Annotated in this window: 14 protein-coding genes and 1 riboswitch; of the genes, 11 read left to right on the forward strand and 3 right to left on the reverse strand. The window is 58.4% G+C overall.

Annotated features, from left to right (window positions below):
• Positions 1–101 precede the first annotated feature (101 nt).
• Both ACYSMN_RS23215 and ACYSMN_RS23220 read right to left on the reverse strand, forming a co-directional pair.
• Positions 102–2630, reverse strand: coding sequence for a DUF5686 and carboxypeptidase-like regulatory domain-containing protein (locus tag ACYSMN_RS23215; protein WP_488926312.1), 2529 nt, complete (start codon positions 2628–2630; stop codon positions 102–104).
• 215 nt (positions 2631–2845) lie between these two features.
• Positions 2846–4582: a PA14 domain-containing protein gene (locus tag ACYSMN_RS23220; RefSeq protein WP_488926313.1), complete on the reverse strand. Its 1737-nt coding sequence runs from the start codon at positions 4580–4582 to the stop codon at positions 2846–2848.
• A 368-nt stretch (positions 4583–4950) separates the two neighbouring features.
• Positions 4951–5055, forward strand: a riboswitch (SAM riboswitch).
• Positions 5056–5123: 68 nt separating this feature from the next.
• Between ACYSMN_RS23220 and metH the strand changes: the two genes are divergently transcribed.
• From metH to ACYSMN_RS23265, 9 genes are all read left to right on the forward strand, one after another.
• Positions 5124–8972, forward strand: coding sequence for a methionine synthase (metH, locus tag ACYSMN_RS23225; RefSeq protein ID WP_488926314.1), 3849 nt, complete (start codon positions 5124–5126; stop codon positions 8970–8972).
• Positions 8973–9084: 112 nt separating this feature from the next.
• Complete coding sequence (gene metF, locus ACYSMN_RS23230; RefSeq protein ID WP_488926315.1) at positions 9085–10041, forward strand: methylenetetrahydrofolate reductase [NAD(P)H]; 957 nt, start codon at positions 9085–9087, stop codon at positions 10039–10041.
• 112 nt (positions 10042–10153) lie between these two features.
• Positions 10154–10630 carry a tetratricopeptide repeat protein gene (locus ACYSMN_RS23235; RefSeq protein ID WP_488926316.1) on the forward strand — a complete coding sequence of 159 codons (477 nt, stop codon included), beginning with the start codon at positions 10154–10156 and terminating at the stop codon, positions 10628–10630.
• Positions 10631–10878: 248 nt separating this feature from the next.
• Complete coding sequence (locus tag ACYSMN_RS23240) at positions 10879–11469, forward strand: energy transducer TonB (RefSeq protein ID WP_488926317.1); 591 nt, start codon at positions 10879–10881, stop codon at positions 11467–11469.
• Positions 11470–11530: 61 nt separating this feature from the next.
• A complete protein-coding gene (locus ACYSMN_RS23245) occupies positions 11531–12070 on the forward strand; it encodes a hypothetical protein (protein WP_488926318.1) in 540 nt (179 codons plus the stop codon).
• A 130-nt stretch (positions 12071–12200) separates the two neighbouring features.
• Positions 12201–13670: an N-acetylmuramoyl-L-alanine amidase gene (locus ACYSMN_RS23250; RefSeq protein ID WP_488926319.1), complete on the forward strand. Its 1470-nt coding sequence runs from the start codon at positions 12201–12203 to the stop codon at positions 13668–13670.
• Between the two features lie 207 nt (positions 13671–13877).
• The gene (locus ACYSMN_RS23255; protein ID WP_488926320.1) at positions 13878–15275 is read left to right on the forward strand and encodes an L-lactate MFS transporter; all 1398 of its coding nucleotides are present in this window, start codon (positions 13878–13880) and stop codon (positions 15273–15275) included.
• A gap of 35 nt (positions 15276–15310) precedes the next feature.
• Positions 15311–15454: an MFS transporter small subunit gene (locus tag ACYSMN_RS23260; RefSeq protein ID WP_488926321.1), complete on the forward strand. Its 144-nt coding sequence runs from the start codon at positions 15311–15313 to the stop codon at positions 15452–15454.
• Between the two features lie 84 nt (positions 15455–15538).
• Positions 15539–15961, forward strand: a complete 423-nt coding sequence (locus tag ACYSMN_RS23265) for a putative signal transducing protein (protein ID WP_488926322.1) — start codon at positions 15539–15541, stop codon at positions 15959–15961.
• Between the two features lie 179 nt (positions 15962–16140).
• Here the strand turns inward: ACYSMN_RS23265 and ACYSMN_RS23270 are convergent, their stop codons facing one another.
• Positions 16141–17376 carry a molybdopterin molybdotransferase MoeA gene (locus ACYSMN_RS23270; RefSeq protein WP_488926323.1) on the reverse strand — a complete coding sequence of 412 codons (1236 nt, stop codon included), beginning with the start codon at positions 17374–17376 and terminating at the stop codon, positions 16141–16143.
• Between the two features lie 287 nt (positions 17377–17663).
• Between ACYSMN_RS23270 and moaC the strand changes: the two genes are divergently transcribed.
• Positions 17664–18152 carry a cyclic pyranopterin monophosphate synthase MoaC gene (gene moaC, locus ACYSMN_RS23275; RefSeq protein WP_488926324.1) on the forward strand — a complete coding sequence of 163 codons (489 nt, stop codon included), beginning with the start codon at positions 17664–17666 and terminating at the stop codon, positions 18150–18152.
• A complete protein-coding gene (locus ACYSMN_RS23280; protein ID WP_488926325.1) occupies positions 18142–19323 on the forward strand; it encodes an NTP transferase domain-containing protein in 1182 nt (393 codons plus the stop codon). Before moaC ends, ACYSMN_RS23280 begins: the two co-directional genes overlap by 11 nt.
• The last annotated feature ends 85 nt before the right edge of the window (positions 19324–19408 follow it).

A 19408-nucleotide genomic window follows, 5' to 3' on the forward strand; every position in this document is an offset into this window, starting at 1 on the left:
GGGAGCCGGAAAGTAGGCGCCGGGTTGCAAGGTGTTGATCAGGAATGAGGAATTAAAAATGGGGAATGAAGAATTGAGGCAACGGACATTCTTCATTACTCTTACAGCTGGAACTGCAAGCTTATTTTCACCCCAAAGTTACGGGCGCCGGGAGAGTTTCGATACGTCAGGCGATGCAGAAAGTCGACGCGCGCTACGCGGAAGATGTTCTCGACGCCATAGCCTATTTCGGTGTAGGGCAGGCGCCCCAGTGGCTGGAAGCGCGGCAGTGGCTCGCCACTTTCAGGGTCTAGATAGGGAATGATGTCGTCGTTGGCACGAGCAACGGCGCCGTAGAGCACATTGCCGGTGGCTACAAGGCGCCAGTTGAGCTGCTTCAGCGCGGGCACCGAGTTGAGCAGGAAACCTTCGAAGTGATGATCGAGGCGCAGTGCCACGTACCGGTCACTCACGAACTCGAAATAGCGCATCAGGTTGTAAGCTCCCACGTTGTAGAAGGGAGACTGGTTGCCGAGGTGCGATTTCAGGACCGGATAAGGCACCGTGCTGGGAATATAGCCCGCGTCGAACGTGTAATTGGAACGACCTACTTGGCCTAAGCGCACACTTTGGCTAACCAACAAATTGAACTTATGGTAGCGGAAGTCGCCACCCAAAAACTTGTTCAAACCCAGCGTATAACGCAACGTCAGCACGGGTAGGCGCTTCACTCCAACGGGCGCGCGGCGGTTCTGGTTTTCGTTCTGCACCAGCACCTCATCCGGGGCGTAGCGCGACTCCAGCACCACTTCCGACAAACTAAACTTGGTGTCGGTGGGCGCGCCTGGAGTAGGTTCTTCAGTGTAGTAGGCGAACCGGTAGAGAGGCCGAAACTGCTGGTGCCGGAACGTCACTTTCTGCGTGAACCCCCGAAACAAGTCCGACTGAAAGGAAAGAGCCGACAAGTCCCGCAGCAACGGCCGGCCACGGTCGATGTTGCCGAGGCGGGCCGAAGCTTCAAACAATGGGTTTTCGAGGGCGTAATCATTATCGAGCAAGGCTACTTGATCGATGTCGTGGCGATACTCGAAGCCAACCGTGGTCCAAGTGCGGCGGTCGAGAACGTGGGTGACGCGGGTGCCATATTTAAAACGGCCATCGCGGGTACCGTAAGCCAAATAGGCCCGTAGTGTCCAGTCGCGGCTGATTTCCGAGGTAGTGCGAAAGCCGAGGCGGGGCCTCAGCCCTTCGATATTGTTGTAGCCGAGCGTAGCCAGCACGGGGCCCACATCAATTTTGCCCACCCGGTAGTAGCCATTCACCACCACATCGGCTAGTTCCAGTAGCGAGTGCACCGCCGGCAGCTTCCGCACCGAGTCGAGCACCATGAGAGTCCGCTGCTCCTGCACGGAAAGGGTGTCCGGCCGGTTCTTGTCGAAGTAGTCCGTTTGGGGCTTGGCGTTGTTATTCACCGTCTCCAGCGGCAGGTCGTAGAAGGCCAGCGGATGCGGATGGCCGGCATCAAAACTTGAGTTGACGGTTGTGAAGCGCGCTATTACGCCCGTGCTTTGCTTGGTGGGCCGGATGCCAATCAAGACGCGGGTGCGCAGCGGCAGCCACGGCCCAGATGGAGTCGGCGTCAGATCCTGCCACACCTGAATCTGCTCGATGAAGTTGATATTGGCCTCCGGGCTGACGCGCAAATCCAGGCGGCGCAACGCGTAGGACTTGGCTGTAATCCAGATGGTGCCCGTGAAAGCGAGGTCCTGGGGCCGACGCGGCGTTACGGCCAATTGGTAGCAAAAGTCTTGGCCAATAAAAACGGAGTCCTGCAACTCGTAGTCGTACGTGAACTTCCAGCCGTCCGCGATGGGCGAGATGAAGTCCTTGCCCATGATCTGCTGCCAGTTGCGGTAAAAATCCCAGTCCTGAAACGAGGAGCCCGTAATCTGCGATACCACTGAACCTTCGCGCGGCGCTATGCCCCGCATCTGCGACTGCCGAATTTCCTCACGCCGCCGTAGCGGCTGGCGCAGCACATAGTAGCGCGAGAGAACCTCCGAAACGAAAACCGGCACGATAGGCTTACCATTGGCCCCGCGCTCCAGGCCCAAACTATCGGCCACGGCGGCCATCTGGCGCAGCACCTTACGCCGGCTCACCTGGTCGGGTAAGTTATTGAGGCTGATGTCGGTGCGGTTGTATGAGTCGAATTCGAAGGCGTTGAGACACGCTTTGTTATTGCGGTCTTTCTGTTGCTGCACCCGGCGTAGAATGGCGTAGGCCGGGTTTTCGGTGGGCCGCACCACCACTTCGCCCAGAGAAACAGCTCCCGAACCTAGTGCGAAGTCAATAGTTTGGCTGGCTACCTGCGGCTTCAGGGCCTTCTTCAGCGGCGCAAAGCCCATAGCCGACGCTACAACGGTATCGGCAGGGGCAGTGCTCAACCGATACCGACCATTTTCATCGGCCGTGGCGCCGGAAGTGGTACCTGGTACGAATACTGAGGCGAAAGGCACGGGTTTGCCCGTAGCGGCCTCTGTTATGCGGCCCGTGACAACCACCTGTTGCGCCCAAACAGACTGTGCTCCAACTAGTAGCAGGAGCAGAAACAGCGAAGAATAAGAGAAGCGGTGGTAGAAGAGCGGCAAGATTGATAATCAAATAGATGTCGACAGAAGAACGCGCAGTGAGCCGTAAGATACAGAATAAGGACTGTACCCCTACCCGCCGTGGCAGCCGGGAGGAAAAATTATGCCAGCAGTTAAAAACAAAACCTAGCTATTCGAGTTTTAGCGGGCTTCTGGCGCATTCACCTTTCGCCACGATAACAAAAGAGTAATCCAGGGGAGAGGTAAGTGCCTCACTATTGTACTACTACCTCCACCCGCCGGTTGCGTGGGCGTTGCTGCGGGTCTCGGTTGTCGGCCACGGGACGAGTGCCGCCGTAGCCGCGGGCCGTGAGTCGCACGGAATCAATGCCTTGCTGCACCAAATATTGCCGTACCACGCGGGCCCGCTGATCGGAAAGGCGCAAGTTGAGAGCAGGCTCGCCCACGTTGTCGGTGTGGCCGGCTATTTCCAGGCGCAGGCTCGGCTGTTCCCGTAGCCGGCGAGCCAAGGCATTGAGCATGGGCCGGGAAGTTGGCAGCAGTGAGGCCGTACTCTGTGTGAAGTACAAATTGGGCAGCGTAACCGCCGCGCCCCGGCTCAAAGCGGCCAGATCCGGCAGGACCACCGTATCAACCGAAGGTCCGGCGGGCAATGCTGGACGAGCGGCTGGACGAGTAACTGGGCGCGTGACACGCGGCGCAGCTGGACGAGGAGCCGCAAGTTTAGCAGCAACAGTGGGCTTGGGCGGCTGGCGGCTAGCAACTACTGGCGCAGCCGGTGGTTCGGGCAGCGGCCGGGGCAGCTCAGGATACAGATACTGCTTGGGCACCACTGTGGGGCCGAGGCGCTTAGCTGCATCAAACGCCTGCTCCAGCGTGGTAGGTCCGCCCATCGCCGACGGTCGCACCCACGACAGCACCGCCCGGGATACGCCCTGTACGTTCTTGTAGGCGAGGTCAATCTGGTAAAAGTGGCCAGCTGTGAGGCTCTGCACCATATCAACCGGAATGGGCGGCTTGCGCGGCGCAAAGTACTCCGGCTCATACTTTTCCATGCTCAAGACGTTGGCCCCCGCGAAGGAAATGTCAGTGGCGTCATCCCACTCGGTATGAAACACATACAGCCCCGACTCTGGGGCATACACGTAGCCGGTCCAGCGCACGGAGAAGCCCTGGCTTGGCACGCCGGGCGCCGGGGCGCTGCCCCGCCACGTTACGTTCAGCACCGGCTCTACGCGGCTGTGCACGGCCGGCCCGCGCACCGAGCTAGCATAGTATGTGGCTTGAAGTCCGATGCCGTCGGGGAGCTTGCCGGGTACAGTTACGCCCGCGCTGGGCTGTACGGGGGTGGCGGTAACGGGCCGGCTGCCCGGCGGACCGGGCACGATGCTAATGGTACCGCCAGTAGGCTTTGGAGCGGCCGCCGGTAGTGGCTTGGCCGATGTGGGTAGCGTGGTATACAGCCGGGCGCTTGGAATAGGCCGGGGTTCTTCGGTGGAGTTCGGGAGCTTCCAAGTCAGCAAGGCCCGGGTATCGTACTCCACTTGGTAGTATTCCACTCGGAGCGGATAATAGCGGCCCGCTTCCAGCCGTACTTGCATGGTATACTGCGTAGCAGGTTGCCCTCGCCAGGAGTTCAGGAGCCTTTTGCCGCCCACCCACACGCGCATTCCATCGTCGGTGGTGGCCTGAAAGGTATACATGCCCGTGATGGGAGCGTACAGGTGGCCGGTCCAGCGAACTGAAAAGTCGGTGCCATCCAAGCCGGGCCCCGGAGCCATAAAGCGAGCGGGTGGTTGGCCGGGTGCGGGTGGGGTGTAGGTCCAGTTGAAGTCGACGGTAGGGTCGGTGCGCGTGAAGGCGAGCCGTTCGAAGTTGCGGCCATTATAGTACTCGCCTTTTAAACCGGTGCCGGGCGTAGCGGGCAGCACCTGGGCTGAGGCCGCAAAGCCGAAGGCCAGCACCACCGACAACCAAAACAGAACTCTCATCAAACGTTATAGCTTAGGAGTAGAAGTGCTAATAAATTGTCAACGTCAGCAAGATAGAGGTAACCACGCTAGATGTTGAAGTGCAAAGTTTTATAGGAACACCTTATAGTTGAGCACGTATTGCTAGTATCTCCCTATTGTATTCATTCACATAAAGCAAAAGGTATCATGGCAGAGAAAAAGGCACCATGTTGGAAAGGCTACGAGCAGCAGGGTACCAAGAAGAAAGAGGGCAAAACTGTCCCCAACTGCGTTAAGAAGGATTAATGTTTATAAGCCTGGCGTTAAACCGCCCAGAAGAACCCCGACCTTGGCTTCACGGTTGGGGTTCTTGCTTTCCGGAAGTTCGGGCAGTATCTTCGCCTTGCTACTTATCCAGAAAGACCGAGGGACTGGGCCCGACGACGTCTTGGCAACCTGAAATAAAACAAGGTGCCAACTCCCATTTCGCCACCAGCGGAAGAAGATAAGTACGGACTCGCTTCGCGCGGCTCTTTCTGGATAGGCACTTTTTCGTTGCCCGTTTTCTTTTAGAGCCGATATGCCCACGACCGTCCAGCCCCACTCTCCGCTACACGATATCCTCCAGCAGCGCCTGCTCATTCTCGACGGCGCCATGGGCACCATGATTCAGCGCCACACGTTGAGCGAGGAAGATTTCCGCGGCGCGCGCTTCGCAGATCATCCCAAGCCCCTGCGCGGCAACAATGACCTGCTCAGCATCACGCGGCCCGACATCATTAAAGGTATCCACGCTGATTATTTCGCGGCCGGTGCCGATATGGTGGAAACCAACACGTTCAGCGGTACCACCATCGCGCAAGCCGATTACGGCCTAGAACACATTGTGTACGAGCTGAACTACGAGTCGGCGCGCATTGCGAAAGAAGTGGCCGACGAGTTTACTGCGCAGAATCCAGCGAAGCCGCGTTTCGTGGCTGGCGCCGTTGGGCCTACCAACCGCACTGCTTCTTTGTCGCCGGATGTGAACCGACCCGGCTTCCGCGCCGTGACATTTGATGAGCTAGCTACAGCCTACCACGAGCAAGTGCGTGGCCTGGTAGACGGCGGTTCCGACGCGCTGCTCATCGAAACCATCTTTGATACGCTTAACGCCAAAGCGGCGCTATTTGCGGTGCAGAAGTTCTTCGACGAAGGTGGCCGCGTGGTGCCCGTCATGATTTCGGGTACCATTACCGACGCTTCGGGCCGCACACTCTCCGGCCAGACGGTAGAAGCTTTCTGGAATTCCATTCGGCACCTGCCGCTGCTGAGCGTGGGCCTGAACTGCGCCCTCGGCGCCGACCAGTTGCAAGTCTATATCAAGGAGCTGAGCCGCATTGCGGACGTCCATATCTCCGCTTACCCGAATGCCGGCCTGCCCAATGCCTTCGGCGGTTACGATGAGTCGGCGCAGGAATTTGCGGGGGTGGTAGAAAACTACCTCAAGGAAGGCCTGGTGACGGTGGTGGGTGGTTGTTGTGGCACCACGCCGCAGCACATTGCCGAGCTGGCTCGGCTGGCGGAGAAGTACGAGCCTAGAAAACTAGAGCTAGAAATTAGCTCCCCTCCTTTTTTCAAGGAGGGGTTGGGGGTGGTTCAATCGTTGAACAACTCTGGCCAAATAGATTTTAGCTCTAACTCAACCACCCCCAACCCCTCCTCGAAAAAAGGAGGGGAGCTAATTTCTAGCTCGGTCACCCGCCTGAGTGGTCTGGAGCCATTCAACATCACCGCCGACAGCCTCTTCGTGAACGTAGGGGAGCGGTGCAACGTGACCGGCTCCCGCGCTTTTGCGCGGCTTATCCGTACCGGCGCTTACGAGCAGGCTCTGCAAGTAGCCCGCGACCAGGTGGAAGGCGGCGCTCAGGTCATTGATGTGAACATGGACGAAGGCATGCTCGACTCGGAGCAGGCCATGACGACGTTCCTCAACCTCATTGCCTCGGAGCCCGACATTTCGCGGGTGCCGATCATGATTGATTCCTCGAAGTGGAGCGTGCTGGAAGCCGGCCTCAAGTGCGTGCAGGGCAAGAGCATCGTCAACTCCATTTCACTGAAAGAAGGCGAAGAGGTGTTCAAGGAGCGCGCCCGCACCGTGCGGGCGTACGGCGCCGCTATGGTGGTCATGGCCTTCGATGAAAACGGCCAGGCCGACTCCTTCGAGAAGCGCATCGAAATCTGTAAGCGCAGCTACGACATCCTGGTGAACGAAGTCGGTTTCCCGGCCGAGGACATCATCTTCGACCCCAACATCCTGACCGTGGGCACCGGCATGGAGGAACACCGCAACTATGCGCTGGACTTCATTGAGGCAGTCCGCTGGATCAAGCAAAACCTGCCCGGCGCCCTCACCAGCGGCGGCGTCTCGAACATCAGCTTTTCCTACCGCGGCAACGACGTGGTGCGCGAGGCCATGCACTCGGCTTTCCTCTACCACGCCATCCGGGCCGGACTGGATATGGGCATCGTGAACCCGAGCCAGCTGGCCGTGTACGACGAAGTGCCCCAGGACCTGCTGGAACTGGTAGAAGACGTGCTGCTCAACCGTCGCCCCGACGCCACCGAGCGCCTCGTGGACTTCGCCGAAACGGTAAAGCAAAAAGACAAAGCTGAAGTAGTAGCTGACACCTGGCGCAGTCTGCCCGTTGCTGAGAGGTTGCAGCACGCGCTAGTGAAGGGTATCACTGAATTTATTGACGAAGACACTGAGGAAGTGCGCCAGCAAGTGGGCCGGCCGCTGGAGGTGATTGAAGGCCCGCTGATGGCCGGCATGAACGTGGTGGGCGACCTGTTTGGGGCGGGCAAGATGTTCCTGCCGCAAGTGGTGAAGTCGGCGCGCGTGATGAAGAAAGCCGTGGCCTACCTGGAGCCCTATCTGCTGGCTGACAAGCGCGGGCAGGAGCGCCAGACGGCCGGCAAAATCCTGCTCGCCACCGTGAAAGGCGACGTGCACGACATCGGTAAGAATATCGTGGGCGTGGTGCTGGCCTGCAACAACTTCGATATCGTGGACCTGGGCGTGATGGTGCCGCTGGAGCGGATTCTGGATGAAGCCGCCAAGCACCAGGTAGACGTTATTGGCCTGAGCGGACTCATTACGCCGAGCCTGGACGAGATGGTGTACGTGGCGCAGGAAATGGAGAAGCGGGGCCTCAAAACGCCGCTGCTCATTGGCGGGGCCACCACTTCGCGCCTGCACGCCGCCGTGAAAATCGCGCCCAACTATTCCGGCCCCATTGTGCACGTAAATGATGCTTCGCGCAGCGTGGGCGTGGCCGCCGGCCTGCTAGGCTCGGGCCAGGAAACCTACGCCCGCGCCGTACGCGAAGAGTACCGCCAGCTCCGCGAAGACTACGCGGGTCGTCAGCGCGAAAAAAGCTACCTGCCCATCGACGCCGCCCGCGAAAACGGCTTCAAGGCCAATTGGGAAATGACGCCCATCGTGAAGCCTACCTTCCTCGGAACCAAAGTGCTGGAAGACTACGACTTAGCTGAGCTGGCCGAGTACATCGACTGGACACCCTTCTTCCAGACCTGGGAGTTGAAAGGCCGCTACCCGCGCATCCTGACCGACGAAAACGTAGGCGAAGCTGCCACCCAGCTCTTCAATGATGCGCAAAAAATGCTCCGGCAGATCATTGACGAAAAGCTGCTGACGGCTCGCGCGGTGCTGGGTTTCTGGTCCGCCAACACCGTAGACCACGACACCGTCCAGGTGTTTAAAGACGACAACCGTCAGGAAGTACAAACCGAGTTTTTCACTCTGCGCCAGCAAAGCGAAAAGGCCGAGGGTGTGCCTAACCTGGCTTTCTCCGACTTTGTGGCCCCGCGCGAAACCGGCCGTCAGGACTACATTGGCGGGTTTGCCGTTACGGCGGGCTTGGGTATTGAGAAGCTGCTGGACCAGTACGAGAAAGACCACGACGACTACTCCAGCATTATGGTGAAAGCTCTAGCCGACCGCCTCGCCGAAGCCTTTGCCGAGCGTCTGCACCAGCGGGTACGGGAAGAGTTCTGGGGCTACGACCCGGCCGAGAACCTGTCGAACGAGGACCTGATTCAGGAGAAGTACAAAGGCGTGCGGCCCGCGCCCGGCTACCCCGGCTGCCCCGACCACACCGAGAAAATCACGCTGTTTGAGCTGCTCGACGCTGAAAACAAAACCGGCATCCACCTCACCGAAAACCTGGCCATGTATCCCGCTTCGTCGGTCAGCGGCCTCTATTACGCCCACCCCGATTCGCGCTACTTTGGCCTCGGCCGCATTGGCAAAGACCAAGTAGAGGACATAGCCGCGCGCAAAAACATGCCGCTGCCGGAGCTGGAGCGTTGGCTGGCCCCCAATCTTAACTATGAGCCGACGAGCGTACCCGTAACGGCACTGTAAATTTGTTGTCTTGGGCGCAAGTCCAGGCTGTGTAGCGCAAGAGTATTCACCTACTATTTCGCGCTGTATTCTTCCGCTAACTAGCCCAGGGCTTCAGCCCTGGGCCGCCTTCATGAAAGTAACTGAACACCTGACCCGCGCCAACGGCAAAACACTGTTTTCCTTCGAAGTACTGCCACCGAAAAAGGGCGAGAATATCCAGAACCTGTTCTCGAACATCGAGCCTCTAATGGAGTATAAGCCGCCGTTTATTGACGTGACTTACCACCGCGAGGAGTATGTGTACCGCCAGCATCCTAATGGATTTCTGGAGAAGAAAACCGTGCGTAAACGCCCGGGCACGGTGGGTATCTGCGCGGCCATCAAGAACCGTTTCGACGTGGATACGGTGCCTCACCTCATCTGCGGCGGCTTCTCGAAGGAGGAGACCGAAAACGCCCTCATCGACCTGCACTTCCTCGGCATCGACAACGTGCTGGCTCTGCGCGGCGACCCTATCAAGTCGGAAGGCCACTTCAAGCCCGACCCTGACGGCCACGCCTACGCGGCCGACCTCATTGGGCAAGTGGCCAATCTCAACAAGGGCGAATACCTGGACGAGGAGCAGGATGATACTTGGGCCACCAATTTCTGCATTGGTACGGCTGGCTACCCCGAGAAGCACTTTGAGTCGCCGAACTACGGCGCCGACTTGCGCTACCTCAAGCACAAAGTAGACCGTGGCGCCGAGTACATCGTAACCCAGATGTTCTTCGACAACGAGCAGTTTTTCAACTTCGAGCGGCGCTGCCGGGAAGCTGGTATTAACGTGCCCATTATTCCCGGTCTTAAGCCGCTAACTACCAAGGGGCAGCTCACCATGCTGCCACGGGCCTTCTACCTCAACATCCCGGAGGAGCTAGCCGACGCCGTGCACCTGGCTCCGAACAACGAGGCCGCCCGTGAAATCGGCATCGAGTGGTGTATCAACCAGAGCAAAGAGCTGATGGCGCACGGCGTGCCGGTGTTGCACTACTATAGCATGGGCAAGGCCGAAAGCATCCGGCGCGTGGCAGCGGCACTGTTTTAAGGAGTAGTTTTTGGTTGTTTGTTTTTGGTTGTTCGTTATATACCTGAGTTCAGCATGCCCCACGCTAGCCACTCCACCGAACAACCAAAAACAAACAACGAAAAACGAATTCATGGACCTCGACGACCTATTTGTGCGCCTGCGGGAGGCCAGCGCCCCTGCGGAGATAGAAGCGCTGCAAAACGGCATCTGGCAGCTGTGGCTGACCACCGGCGACCAGCTGCTCGATAAGTACTTGGAGTCGGGAATGCGCGCCTTGGCGGCGGAAGACTACAGCTTGGCTATTGCCGATTTCACGACGCTTATTGAACTGCGGCCCACTTACGCCGAAGGCTGGAACAAGCGCGCTACAGCGTATTATCTGCGCGGCGAGTACCGCGCCTCGCTGCTCGACATTCAGGAAACGCTACGCCGGGAGCCGCGCCATTTCGGAGCGCTGTCGGGCTGGGCCACTATGTTGCGCATGCTCGGCGACAACGCGGGCAGCCTGCGGGTGCTGCGGCGGCTGGAAAAGCTGTGTCCGCGCTGGCCCGGTTTGCAAGCTCAACTCCGCGACCTGCAAGACCGGCTGGATGGTCACGAGAGCTGAACCGCAAAGCGTTTGTTAGTTTGTTATTATAGTTATATCTTCCGAAGTCCAAATCTTTGCCAAGAAACACGTTGGCGAGCCATTTATTAGCTCTCGAAGCCACTTAAAGGCGTTTTGAGCCATAAAGCACAAGCTGACAGGTAGAGAAGAGGTATGTGAGAAGTTTGTGCTTAACTAATATTTTTCTTTGCTCTAACGGCTGACTTGCCGTTCCCCGCCCGTCCCCATTCCCACCCCCCGCCCATTCTATGAAAAAAATTTACCCAGTAGCGGCGTTATGCGTCCTGCTTTTATTGCTCTGTTCGTCCGTTCAGGCGCAACGCCCTCGCAAAAGCGACCTGGAAAGTGGCGAGATGGAAAAAGGTAAAAAAATTGGCGTGTGGGAGTACTTCAGTCTCACCCGCGACGGCCGGCAAGTATTGGTGCAGCGCTACGACCACACCGAAAATAAGCTGCTCTTTTACCGGCCCATTGAAGATATTCCGTACGATACCGAAGTAAGCCCCGGCCAATGGACGCGCACCAGAGTGGAGCAGCCGCCACTTTTTATTGGGGGCGAGGCCGCCTTAGCGGCCTACATGGCCAAGCTCAACTACCCCGAACAAGCTCAGAACAAGAACATTCAGGGCCGGGTCGTCATTGCTTTTGCCATCGACACGCTGGGCCGCGCCTCCAACCATAAAGTGCTGCTCGGCATTGGGGGCGGCTGCGACGAAGAAGCCATGCGCCTCTGTCGTATCATTCCGCCGCTCTGGATTCCGGCGCGCCTCGGCGGCCACCCAGTATCCGTGGTGTATGAGTTGCCCTTCACGTTTCGATTGCTACAAGCACCGCGCTGATTCCGTTGTGCGCACTCTAGCTGTCTAACCCTAGACGGCTGTGCTTGCGTACATTGGGACCATGAAACTCTTCTCTACTTTCCGTTTGCTGACGGCTACGGCCGTGGCAGCCGTATTGCTTACCGCCTGCGATACCACTCCTCGTGAGCGGCAGGAAGCAGTGCGCGAAGAAGCTCGTAAGCTCGATACCGCCGCCGACCGCGCCGCCGCGAAGTTGCGCGTAGCCGGCCGCCGCGCCGCCCGCTTCGATTCGGCTTCCCGGGCCCGCAGCCGCCAACCGCTCGATGAAGCTGCTACTACCTCTTTCGCTCAAGAATTGCTGGGCAGTTACGCCTCCATCGAGCAGCTGACGCCTACCACCATCGAGCCGGCTTTTGTGCAGTTTATGCAGCAGGTGCGAGCACATCGTAAGACATGGACCCAGCGCGATTGGGATTATGCTACCGCCCTCAGCCGCCGCCTCAATGCGCAGTTTCGGGCCATCCGCCTCGACATCAAAGGCCGTGACGAGCTGCACATTCGGGCCCTGCAAACCGAGTTCACCGCCCTCGAAACCGGCCGGGACGTAAAAGACCTCGGCGACGCGGTAAAAACAAAATAGCCAAGTCGCAACGTCTTGTCGAGGTCTTGTCTTATTGCCCCGCATTCGTGCGGGGCTTTCTTTTACTCTGGTGATGAAGGGGAATACCTTATGTAGCAAGTGGTGGTGGCTATTGTGTAGCTGGCTGTTGATGCCCGCCACCCAGGCGCAGCAACTCATTCAAAAAGCGGAAACGCTGCCAGCTGGAGAGCTGTGGCTGAGCCCCGGCGATGCGCTGCAAGTGCGCCTGGTAGGGGAGCCCAGCGGGCAAGCCTCGTTTTTGAACGGCCAGCCATTGGTAGAGCTACCCGCCGCCCAGGCTGGCGGCACTGTTGGCGTTTACCAAGGCACTTATTACGTTCAGCCCAACGATACGCTGGCCGGTCGGGCTGGTGCGCCGCTCTGGTTGCACCTGCGCCTCCCCGACGGCCGCCACGATTCTCTGCAAACGGCTTTCCCTGTGCGCGTGCTCAACCCCAACCAGCCGCAGTTGGCCGTCACGAAAAACGCACTGGCTTATCTGAACTACGGCTTGGGCGAAGACCGACTGGGTGGGGCCAAGATGGGCTACCTCGATTCTTTAGTGATGCTGCACCTTGTGGGCCGCGTGGGCGAGCAATACCGCGTGCGGCTGGCCGAAGGACAATACGCCTGGGTACCGCAGGAAGTGATACGTCTGTTGCTACCCGGCGGCTTTGTGCCTGCCTCGCTCACCGGCTCCTGGAGCGCCCAAGGCGATTCGCTCTACGACTACGTGCGCCTGCCGCTCACCCAACGCCTGCCCTACCGCTCCCAACTGCTGCAAAATCCCACGCGCCTAGTAATAGACGTGTTCGGGGCCACTTCCAACTCTAATTGGATAACGCAACGCAACGGCCTGCGTGAAGTAGGCACCATCTACTACGAGCAGCCGCAACCCGACGTATTCCGAATGGTGCTGCCGTTACGCCACCGCCAAAGTTGGGGCTATCATATTCGCTACGAGAAGAATACGTTGGTTGTACAAGTGGCGCGCCCGCCCAGCCGGCTACGCTTGCGGGGGTTGCTGATAGCTATTGATGCCGGCCATGGCGGTACCAATGTAGGAGCCACCGGAGCCAGCGGTGCCCGCGAAAAAGACCTTACCCTCGCCATTGCCCAGCAGCTGCGGCAGGAGTTGGAGCGCCGAGGTGCCCGCGTACTCATGACCCGTGAAACGGACGTTTCGCTTGATATCAGTGAGCGGGTGTTGCTACTGCGCCAGCGGCGGCCGGCGTTGTTGGTCAGTATCCACGTCAACTCCACGGGCAGCGCTGCTACGCAAGGCACCAGTTCGTTTTACCGCTACGTGGCATTTCGGCCCCTGGCTACGGCGCTGTACGGGCGTATGCAAGCTACCGGACTGGCGGGTTGGGGCCTGGTCGGCAATTTCAACTTCGGTCTCAATGGGCCAACTGAATATCCCAACGCCTTAGTGGAAACTGCTTTTATCTCCAATCCCGAGGACGAAAAGCGCCTAACTGACCCTATCTTCCAGCGCCGAATGGCTCAGGGCATGACGCTGGGCATTAGGGACTTTCTGAAAGCTAGTCGTGCAAAGGGAGTACGCGGCTGGATTGGCAAGCGCCCAGCTGAACAATAAGCGGCATACAAACAGCAGATAGCTATAGAGTTTTACCAGGCAAATATTAGCTGCGCTTGCTATAGCTATAGCTGCTTAGCAAAAAATACTTGGGCTTTTTGCACTAATCGGCGTACAAAGCGGATATCTTCCTCACTTTCAGGCTAACTCAACAGTTAGGCTGACGAAGTCGTAGCCGTTTTTCTCACCAAAACCCACCGATTCGCAATGGCAGAAACATCTCTACTAGACCGTAGCCGCACCGTAGCTGGACCGGGCTACAATCGTTGGTTAGTGCCGCCGGCGGCCTTAGCTATTCACTTGGCCATTGGGCAGGCGTATGCGTTTAGCGTGTTCAAAAAACCGCTCGGCTCCCTCATCAGCGGCAACCCCGACGCGCCAGCTCCCACCGATTGGACAGCAGGCCAGCTAGGCGTTATCTTCTCCATTGCCATTGTGCTGCTGGGGCTCTCGGCCGCTATTTTTGGAAAATGGTTGGAACGAGTCGGGCCGCGTAAGGCCATGCTGGCGTCGGCGCTCTGCTTTGGCGGGGGCTTTTTTATTGCCGCGCTGGGCGTGCACCTGCACAGTATCTGGCTGGTGTATTTCGGCTACGGTTTCGTGGGCGGTATTGGGCTCGGAATAGGGTACATTTCGCCAGTAAGCACGCTCATTAAGTGGTTCCCAGACCGCCGCGGCGTGGCTACGGGCATGGCTATCATGGGGTTTGGTGGCGGCGCCATGATTGGCTCACCACTGGCCGTGGCCCTCATGGATCGTTTCAAGGATTCGGCGCCGCAGGGCGTAGCCCCCACCTTTCTCGTCATGGGCTTGATTTACCTGCTCTTCATGCAGTTCGGCGTCTGGACCATCCGAGTACCCGCCGACGACTGGAAACCTGCCGGCTACACGCCTTCCAACGAACACAACGCCCTCATCACAACCGGCAACGTGACGGCTGACAACGCCATCAAAACACCGCAGTTCTGGCTGCTGTGGGTCGTGCTGTGCATGAATGTAACGGCCGGCATCGGGGTACTCGAAACGGCTTCACCGCTTATTCAGGAAACCTTCTCCGATAATGCCCTGGGTGCCGGGCGAGGCGTAACGGCCGCGGCGGCGGCGGGCTTTGTCGGGCTGCTCAGCTTGTTCAACCTGCTTGGGCGCTTCTTTTGGTCGTCGGCCTCCGATAAGCTAGGTCGCAAAACCACCTACGCCATTTACTTCGGGCTGGGCATCGTACTGTATGCGCTAGTACCCACACTTGGCGCTGGGGCGCAGCTCACGTTGTTTGTGGTAGTGTCGTGCGTGATTTTGAGTATGTACGGTGGCGGTTTTGCCACTATTCCGGCCTATCTATCGGACTTGTTTGGCAAGTTGCAAGTGGGCGCCATCCACGGCCGGCTGCTTACCGCCTGGAGTACGGCTGGGGTGCTGGGGCCCGTCATTGTTAACTATTTACATGCCAGTGCCAAAGCCAACGGACAAGCGGGAGCTGCTGCCTATCAGTCGGTATTCTACACCATGGCGGGCTTGTTGGTAGTCGGGCTGATTGCCAACTTCTTGGTTCGGCCCGTGGCTGAGCAGTATTTCGAGAAAGAGGCTGCTCAGAAAGCCACTGCCTAAGCATACTTCACCTACATTCATTTCCAATTTTTAGCATGGAACAGAAAGCTGCATACTCCGATGCACAAGCCGCACCGAGCTCCACTGGGGCCCTGGTAGTTGCGTGGTTGTTCGTGGGCATTCCTCTGGTTTGGGGCGTGTCGCAAACCTTCATAAAAGCCTTGGCACTCTTTAAATAAGTTGAGTGAAGAAAAAACAGCTCCCAGAATGAAAGAAGCACCCAACAAGGTGCTTCTTTTGTTTTGCCTGAAACACTCCACTTCATGTCCGACGAGTCTGCCAATACTCCCATTGTGCTGCTAGCCTCTTTCGCCAACATCATTTCGGCGCATCTGGCCAAAAATCAGCTGGATGCGGCGGACATTCCTTGCTTCCTCAGCAACGAAAACCGTCCGTACGGGCCTATTTCGGGCGGCGTACGGCTGCACGTGCGCCAGCAGGATTTAGCAGCAGCGCAGGAATTGCTGCATGCCAGCCATACCACCATGCACGCTTTAGCCACGGATGAGGAACCCGACGGCACCACCGACACCGTTCGATGCCCACGCTGCCATCATACCGACGTAGTGTGCCAGCAGCAGCCAAAATCCACCGATACTTTGCTCACGCGCCTACGTCTGTGGCTTCTGGCCCCGGAAAAACCGCAGTGCCACTGTTTTCAGTGCGGGTTTGATTTTGAAGGGTAGATATCGAGACATAAGACAGTGGGACATGAGAAGTGAGACAGATGCTTGGCCGTTAAATCTTTGCGGACAAGTTCATTTGGATTCACTTGTACTTAAGTAACCTGTATTCTTATTCGTCGAGTCATGAGCAATCTACGTCTGTCTCACTTCTCATGTCCCACTGTCTTATGTCTCAGATTTCACTTAAACCTCCACGCGGGCAGCACGGTACCAGCTGGGAAAAACTCTGTTTCGGCCGGTAGCTCCAGAAATGCATCAGCAGTGAGCAAACTAGCTTGGTCGCCGGAGCCGCCGGCCCGCTCCTGGTAAGCTAGCAAGCGCCCATCAGACCCGTGTTCCAAACTCACCAGCAAGAAGTGCGTTACTGAGGGCCGAAACGTTATGTCCTGGGCCAATATAGCCGGAATGGGCCCGCCGGCTGTGCCAGTAACCGTAGCGGAAGTAGGCTGCTGCACGGCGAACAGCCAAGGACGAACGTAGCGGTAAAAATTTACGAGCGTGGAAACCGGATTGCCAGGCAGCGCAAATACCACCGCGCCTTCTGGGTGCTGCCCAAACCAAAACGGCTTGCCCGGCCGCTGCCGCACTTCGTGAAACAGCTGCTCCACGCCTAGTTCGCGCAGTATTTCCGGCAGAAAATCGGCCTTACCTTTCGACACGCCCCCGCTTAGCACCACCGCATCAAATTCATCTAGCAATGCTGGCAGACCTCGGCGCAGTGCTGCGGGGTCATCATCGAAGTGGAAGATTTCGGTGAGAGCCCCGGTGGTTTCCGCAGCGGCTTGTAGCATCAGGCCATTGGAACGCCGAATTTGGTAGGGCAGCGGTACGGCCGTGATAGGAACTAGCTCATCGCCGGTACTCACCACTGCTACCCGCGGCCGGCGCGTCACGGCCACTGTAACGGCGCCAACAGTGGCCGCTGCCGCTAGCGCAGCCGGGCTTAGTCGGGTGCCCGTGGGTAGCAGCAAGTCGCCTTGGCTTCGGTCGGCTGCTTGAGGATGGATGTTGTGGCCGGCGCGCGGCGGCAGTGTCTGCACTACGGCAGTGCGCTGGCCGGTGGCCGTATCGGTACGGAAGCTCACGTCTTCGTAGCGGATCACGGTATCGGCGCCTTCAGGGAGGGCGGCGCCGGTCATTATCTCGATGGCTGCGTACGGGCTCTGAAGCGGTTGTGGGGCCTGGCCGGCAAACTGCGTGCGTTCCACCAGAAATTCAGTTTGGCCGGTTTCAATAGCTGCGAAAGCTAGGGCAATACCATCCATTGCCACTCTATTGAACGGTGGAAAGTCTCGGTCGGCGCGCAGGTCTTCGCGCAGGATGCGGCCGGCCGCCAATGGCAATCCTACGAACTCCGCCGGCAGCAAACGGACAGTGGCCGCGACGTGGCGGGTGGCTTCTTCAACGGTGAGCATGGAGGCGAATGTAGCGTAAGCTTTAAACCAAAGCCGCAGTCGAGTTGGCACAAGCTGCTATGCTGAGCTCTACTTCGCGCCTGTTCCGATGGTTCATCTTGAGTCAGCCTCGTAATAAGCGCGGGTGAGATATACTGCTAGCCTGCATCAACCCACAGACTGCCGTAGCTTGCGTCATTAACCGAAGATGCTCGTAGTTGGTTGAATACAGCCCTGCTCGCCAACACTTACGTTATCCATCCGCCACCTGACGGTGCCAGCGTAAGCTTACGCCCCACTTTCCGCCCATGTCTGATTCTTCCAAACTCACTCACCTCGATGCCTCTGGCCAGCCTGCTATGGTTGATGTGGGCGCTAAAACTGCCACCCGGCGCGTGGCGCGGGCTCGTAGCCGCGTAGTGCTCGGAGCCGAAATCTTAGCCTTAGTGCAAGCCGGTGACCTGCCAACTCGCAAAGGCCCCGTGTTTCAAACCGCCATTCTGGCCGGCATCATGGGTGCCAAGCGCACGTCGGAGCTCATTCCGCTCTGCCACCCTCTGGGGCTCGACGACTGCCAAGTGCGCATCGAAGTGCAATTACCCGATGCAGTGGTGATTGAGTGCACAGCCAGCGTAACGGGCAAAACCGGTGTCGAAATGGAGGCGCTGACGGGGGCCTCAGTGGCCGCCCTGACCATCTACGACATGTGCAAGGCTTTGTCGCATAACATTGTCATCCAGGAAACGCGTCTGCTGAATAAAACCGGCGGCAAACAAGACTTTCATCATGCCGACTGACCCTAATGCCCCGCACCGTAAACACGCCCAGCTGGCCCGTCCTGATCTAGGCGAATTCAACCGCCACGAGCTGGCTATTCTAGGTGCGCCGTGCGGCCGTATCAAAGAGCTAGTAACCCGCCTGCTGCCGCACTTGGCGCCGGGGCTACGGGTAGCTTATGTAGATGCTGACCACGCAGCCGGCGACGAAGCGGCCCAAGGCGGGGCGGGCGGGCAGGACGCCATTCTGCAAGCTGGTGCTAGCGCCGAGCTAACCGACAAAATCACCTTCCGTCGCTTAGACGTACGCCGCGAGCAAGACAAGTTTGCGCAGCAAGAATGGCTGCAACACCAGGGCTTGGTGCTGGTGAATGGCAACCACTTCCGAGCCCGCCGCCAGCTCATCATCCTCGATCCCGCTAAGCCCCTACAAAAGAAACTGAACCGCCTCACTGATGTACGCCTAATTCTGCTGCCCGAAGGCGTTACCGAACTACCCAGTTATCTGCGGGAACACCTACCACCAAACCTGCCCATGCTACCCCTCCACGACACGGCCGCTATTGCTGCCGCCGTGCGGCAGGAATGGCTGACAGCAAAGCCCCGCCTGCGCGGTCTGGTATTAGCAGGTGGCCAGAGCCAGCGCATGGGCCGAGACAAAGGCCGCTTGAGCTACCACCACGGTCAGGAGCAGCGGGCCTACGCGGCCGCCTTGTTGGGTTCTTTTTGCGATGATGTATTCGTGTCGTGCCGTGCCGACCAAGCTGCGGAGCTGCAAGCCGCTGGCCTAATACCTCTGCCCGACCAATTTCTAGACTTAGGCCCAATGAGCGGCCTGCTTTCCGCGTTTCGCCACGACCCCAACGCCGCCTGGCTGGTGGTGGCCTGCGACCTGCCTTTCTTATCGGAAACCACCTTGCAGCATTTGGTGGAACACCGCCACGCGGGCCGGATGGCCACGGCCTTCCAAAGTCCCGAAAACGAGTGGCCCGAGCCACTCATCACTATCTGGGAGCCCAGCAGCTACGGCACCCTGCTACGCTTCCTGAGCCTCGGCTACTCCTGCCCGCGCAAAGCCCTCATCAACTCCGACATCGCGTTGCTGCCCGCCCCTGCTCCCGAAGAGCTACGCAACGTAAACACCCGTGAAGAATACGAAGCCGCCCGCCAAGACTTAGCCACTGAAGGTTAAGAACCAAACCAACTTCTCACTTGAAGCTCGAAAAAGAAATAAACCTAAAAACTAAGTCTAGTCTTCTCTCCACGGGATAATGCGC

The sequence above is a fragment of the Hymenobacter sp. M1-2 genome, assembly GCF_057808495.1.

Coding starts and splice junctions, on each gene's coding strand:
- ACYSMN_RS23220 (WP_488926313.1), bottom strand. CDS start 4,582: ATGAGAGTTCTGTTTTGGTTGTCGGTGGTGCTGGCCTTCGGCTTTGCG.
- metH (WP_488926314.1), top strand. CDS start 5,124: ATGCCCACGACCGTCCAGCCCCACTCTCCGCTACACGATATCCTCCAG.
- metF (WP_488926315.1), top strand. CDS start 9,085: ATGAAAGTAACTGAACACCTGACCCGCGCCAACGGCAAAACACTGTTT.
- ACYSMN_RS23235 (WP_488926316.1), top strand. CDS start 10,154: ATGGACCTCGACGACCTATTTGTGCGCCTGCGGGAGGCCAGCGCCCCT.
- ACYSMN_RS23240 (WP_488926317.1), top strand. CDS start 10,879: ATGAAAAAAATTTACCCAGTAGCGGCGTTATGCGTCCTGCTTTTATTG.
- ACYSMN_RS23245 (WP_488926318.1), top strand. CDS start 11,531: ATGAAACTCTTCTCTACTTTCCGTTTGCTGACGGCTACGGCCGTGGCA.
- ACYSMN_RS23250 (WP_488926319.1), top strand. CDS start 12,201: ATGCCCGCCACCCAGGCGCAGCAACTCATTCAAAAAGCGGAAACGCTG.
- ACYSMN_RS23255 (WP_488926320.1), top strand. CDS start 13,878: ATGGCAGAAACATCTCTACTAGACCGTAGCCGCACCGTAGCTGGACCG.
- ACYSMN_RS23260 (WP_488926321.1), top strand. CDS start 15,311: ATGGAACAGAAAGCTGCATACTCCGATGCACAAGCCGCACCGAGCTCC.
- ACYSMN_RS23265 (WP_488926322.1), top strand. CDS start 15,539: ATGTCCGACGAGTCTGCCAATACTCCCATTGTGCTGCTAGCCTCTTTC.
- ACYSMN_RS23270 (WP_488926323.1), bottom strand. CDS start 17,376: ATGCTCACCGTTGAAGAAGCCACCCGCCACGTCGCGGCCACTGTCCGT.
- moaC (WP_488926324.1), top strand. CDS start 17,664: ATGTCTGATTCTTCCAAACTCACTCACCTCGATGCCTCTGGCCAGCCT.
- ACYSMN_RS23280 (WP_488926325.1), top strand. CDS start 18,142: ATGCCGACTGACCCTAATGCCCCGCACCGTAAACACGCCCAGCTGGCC.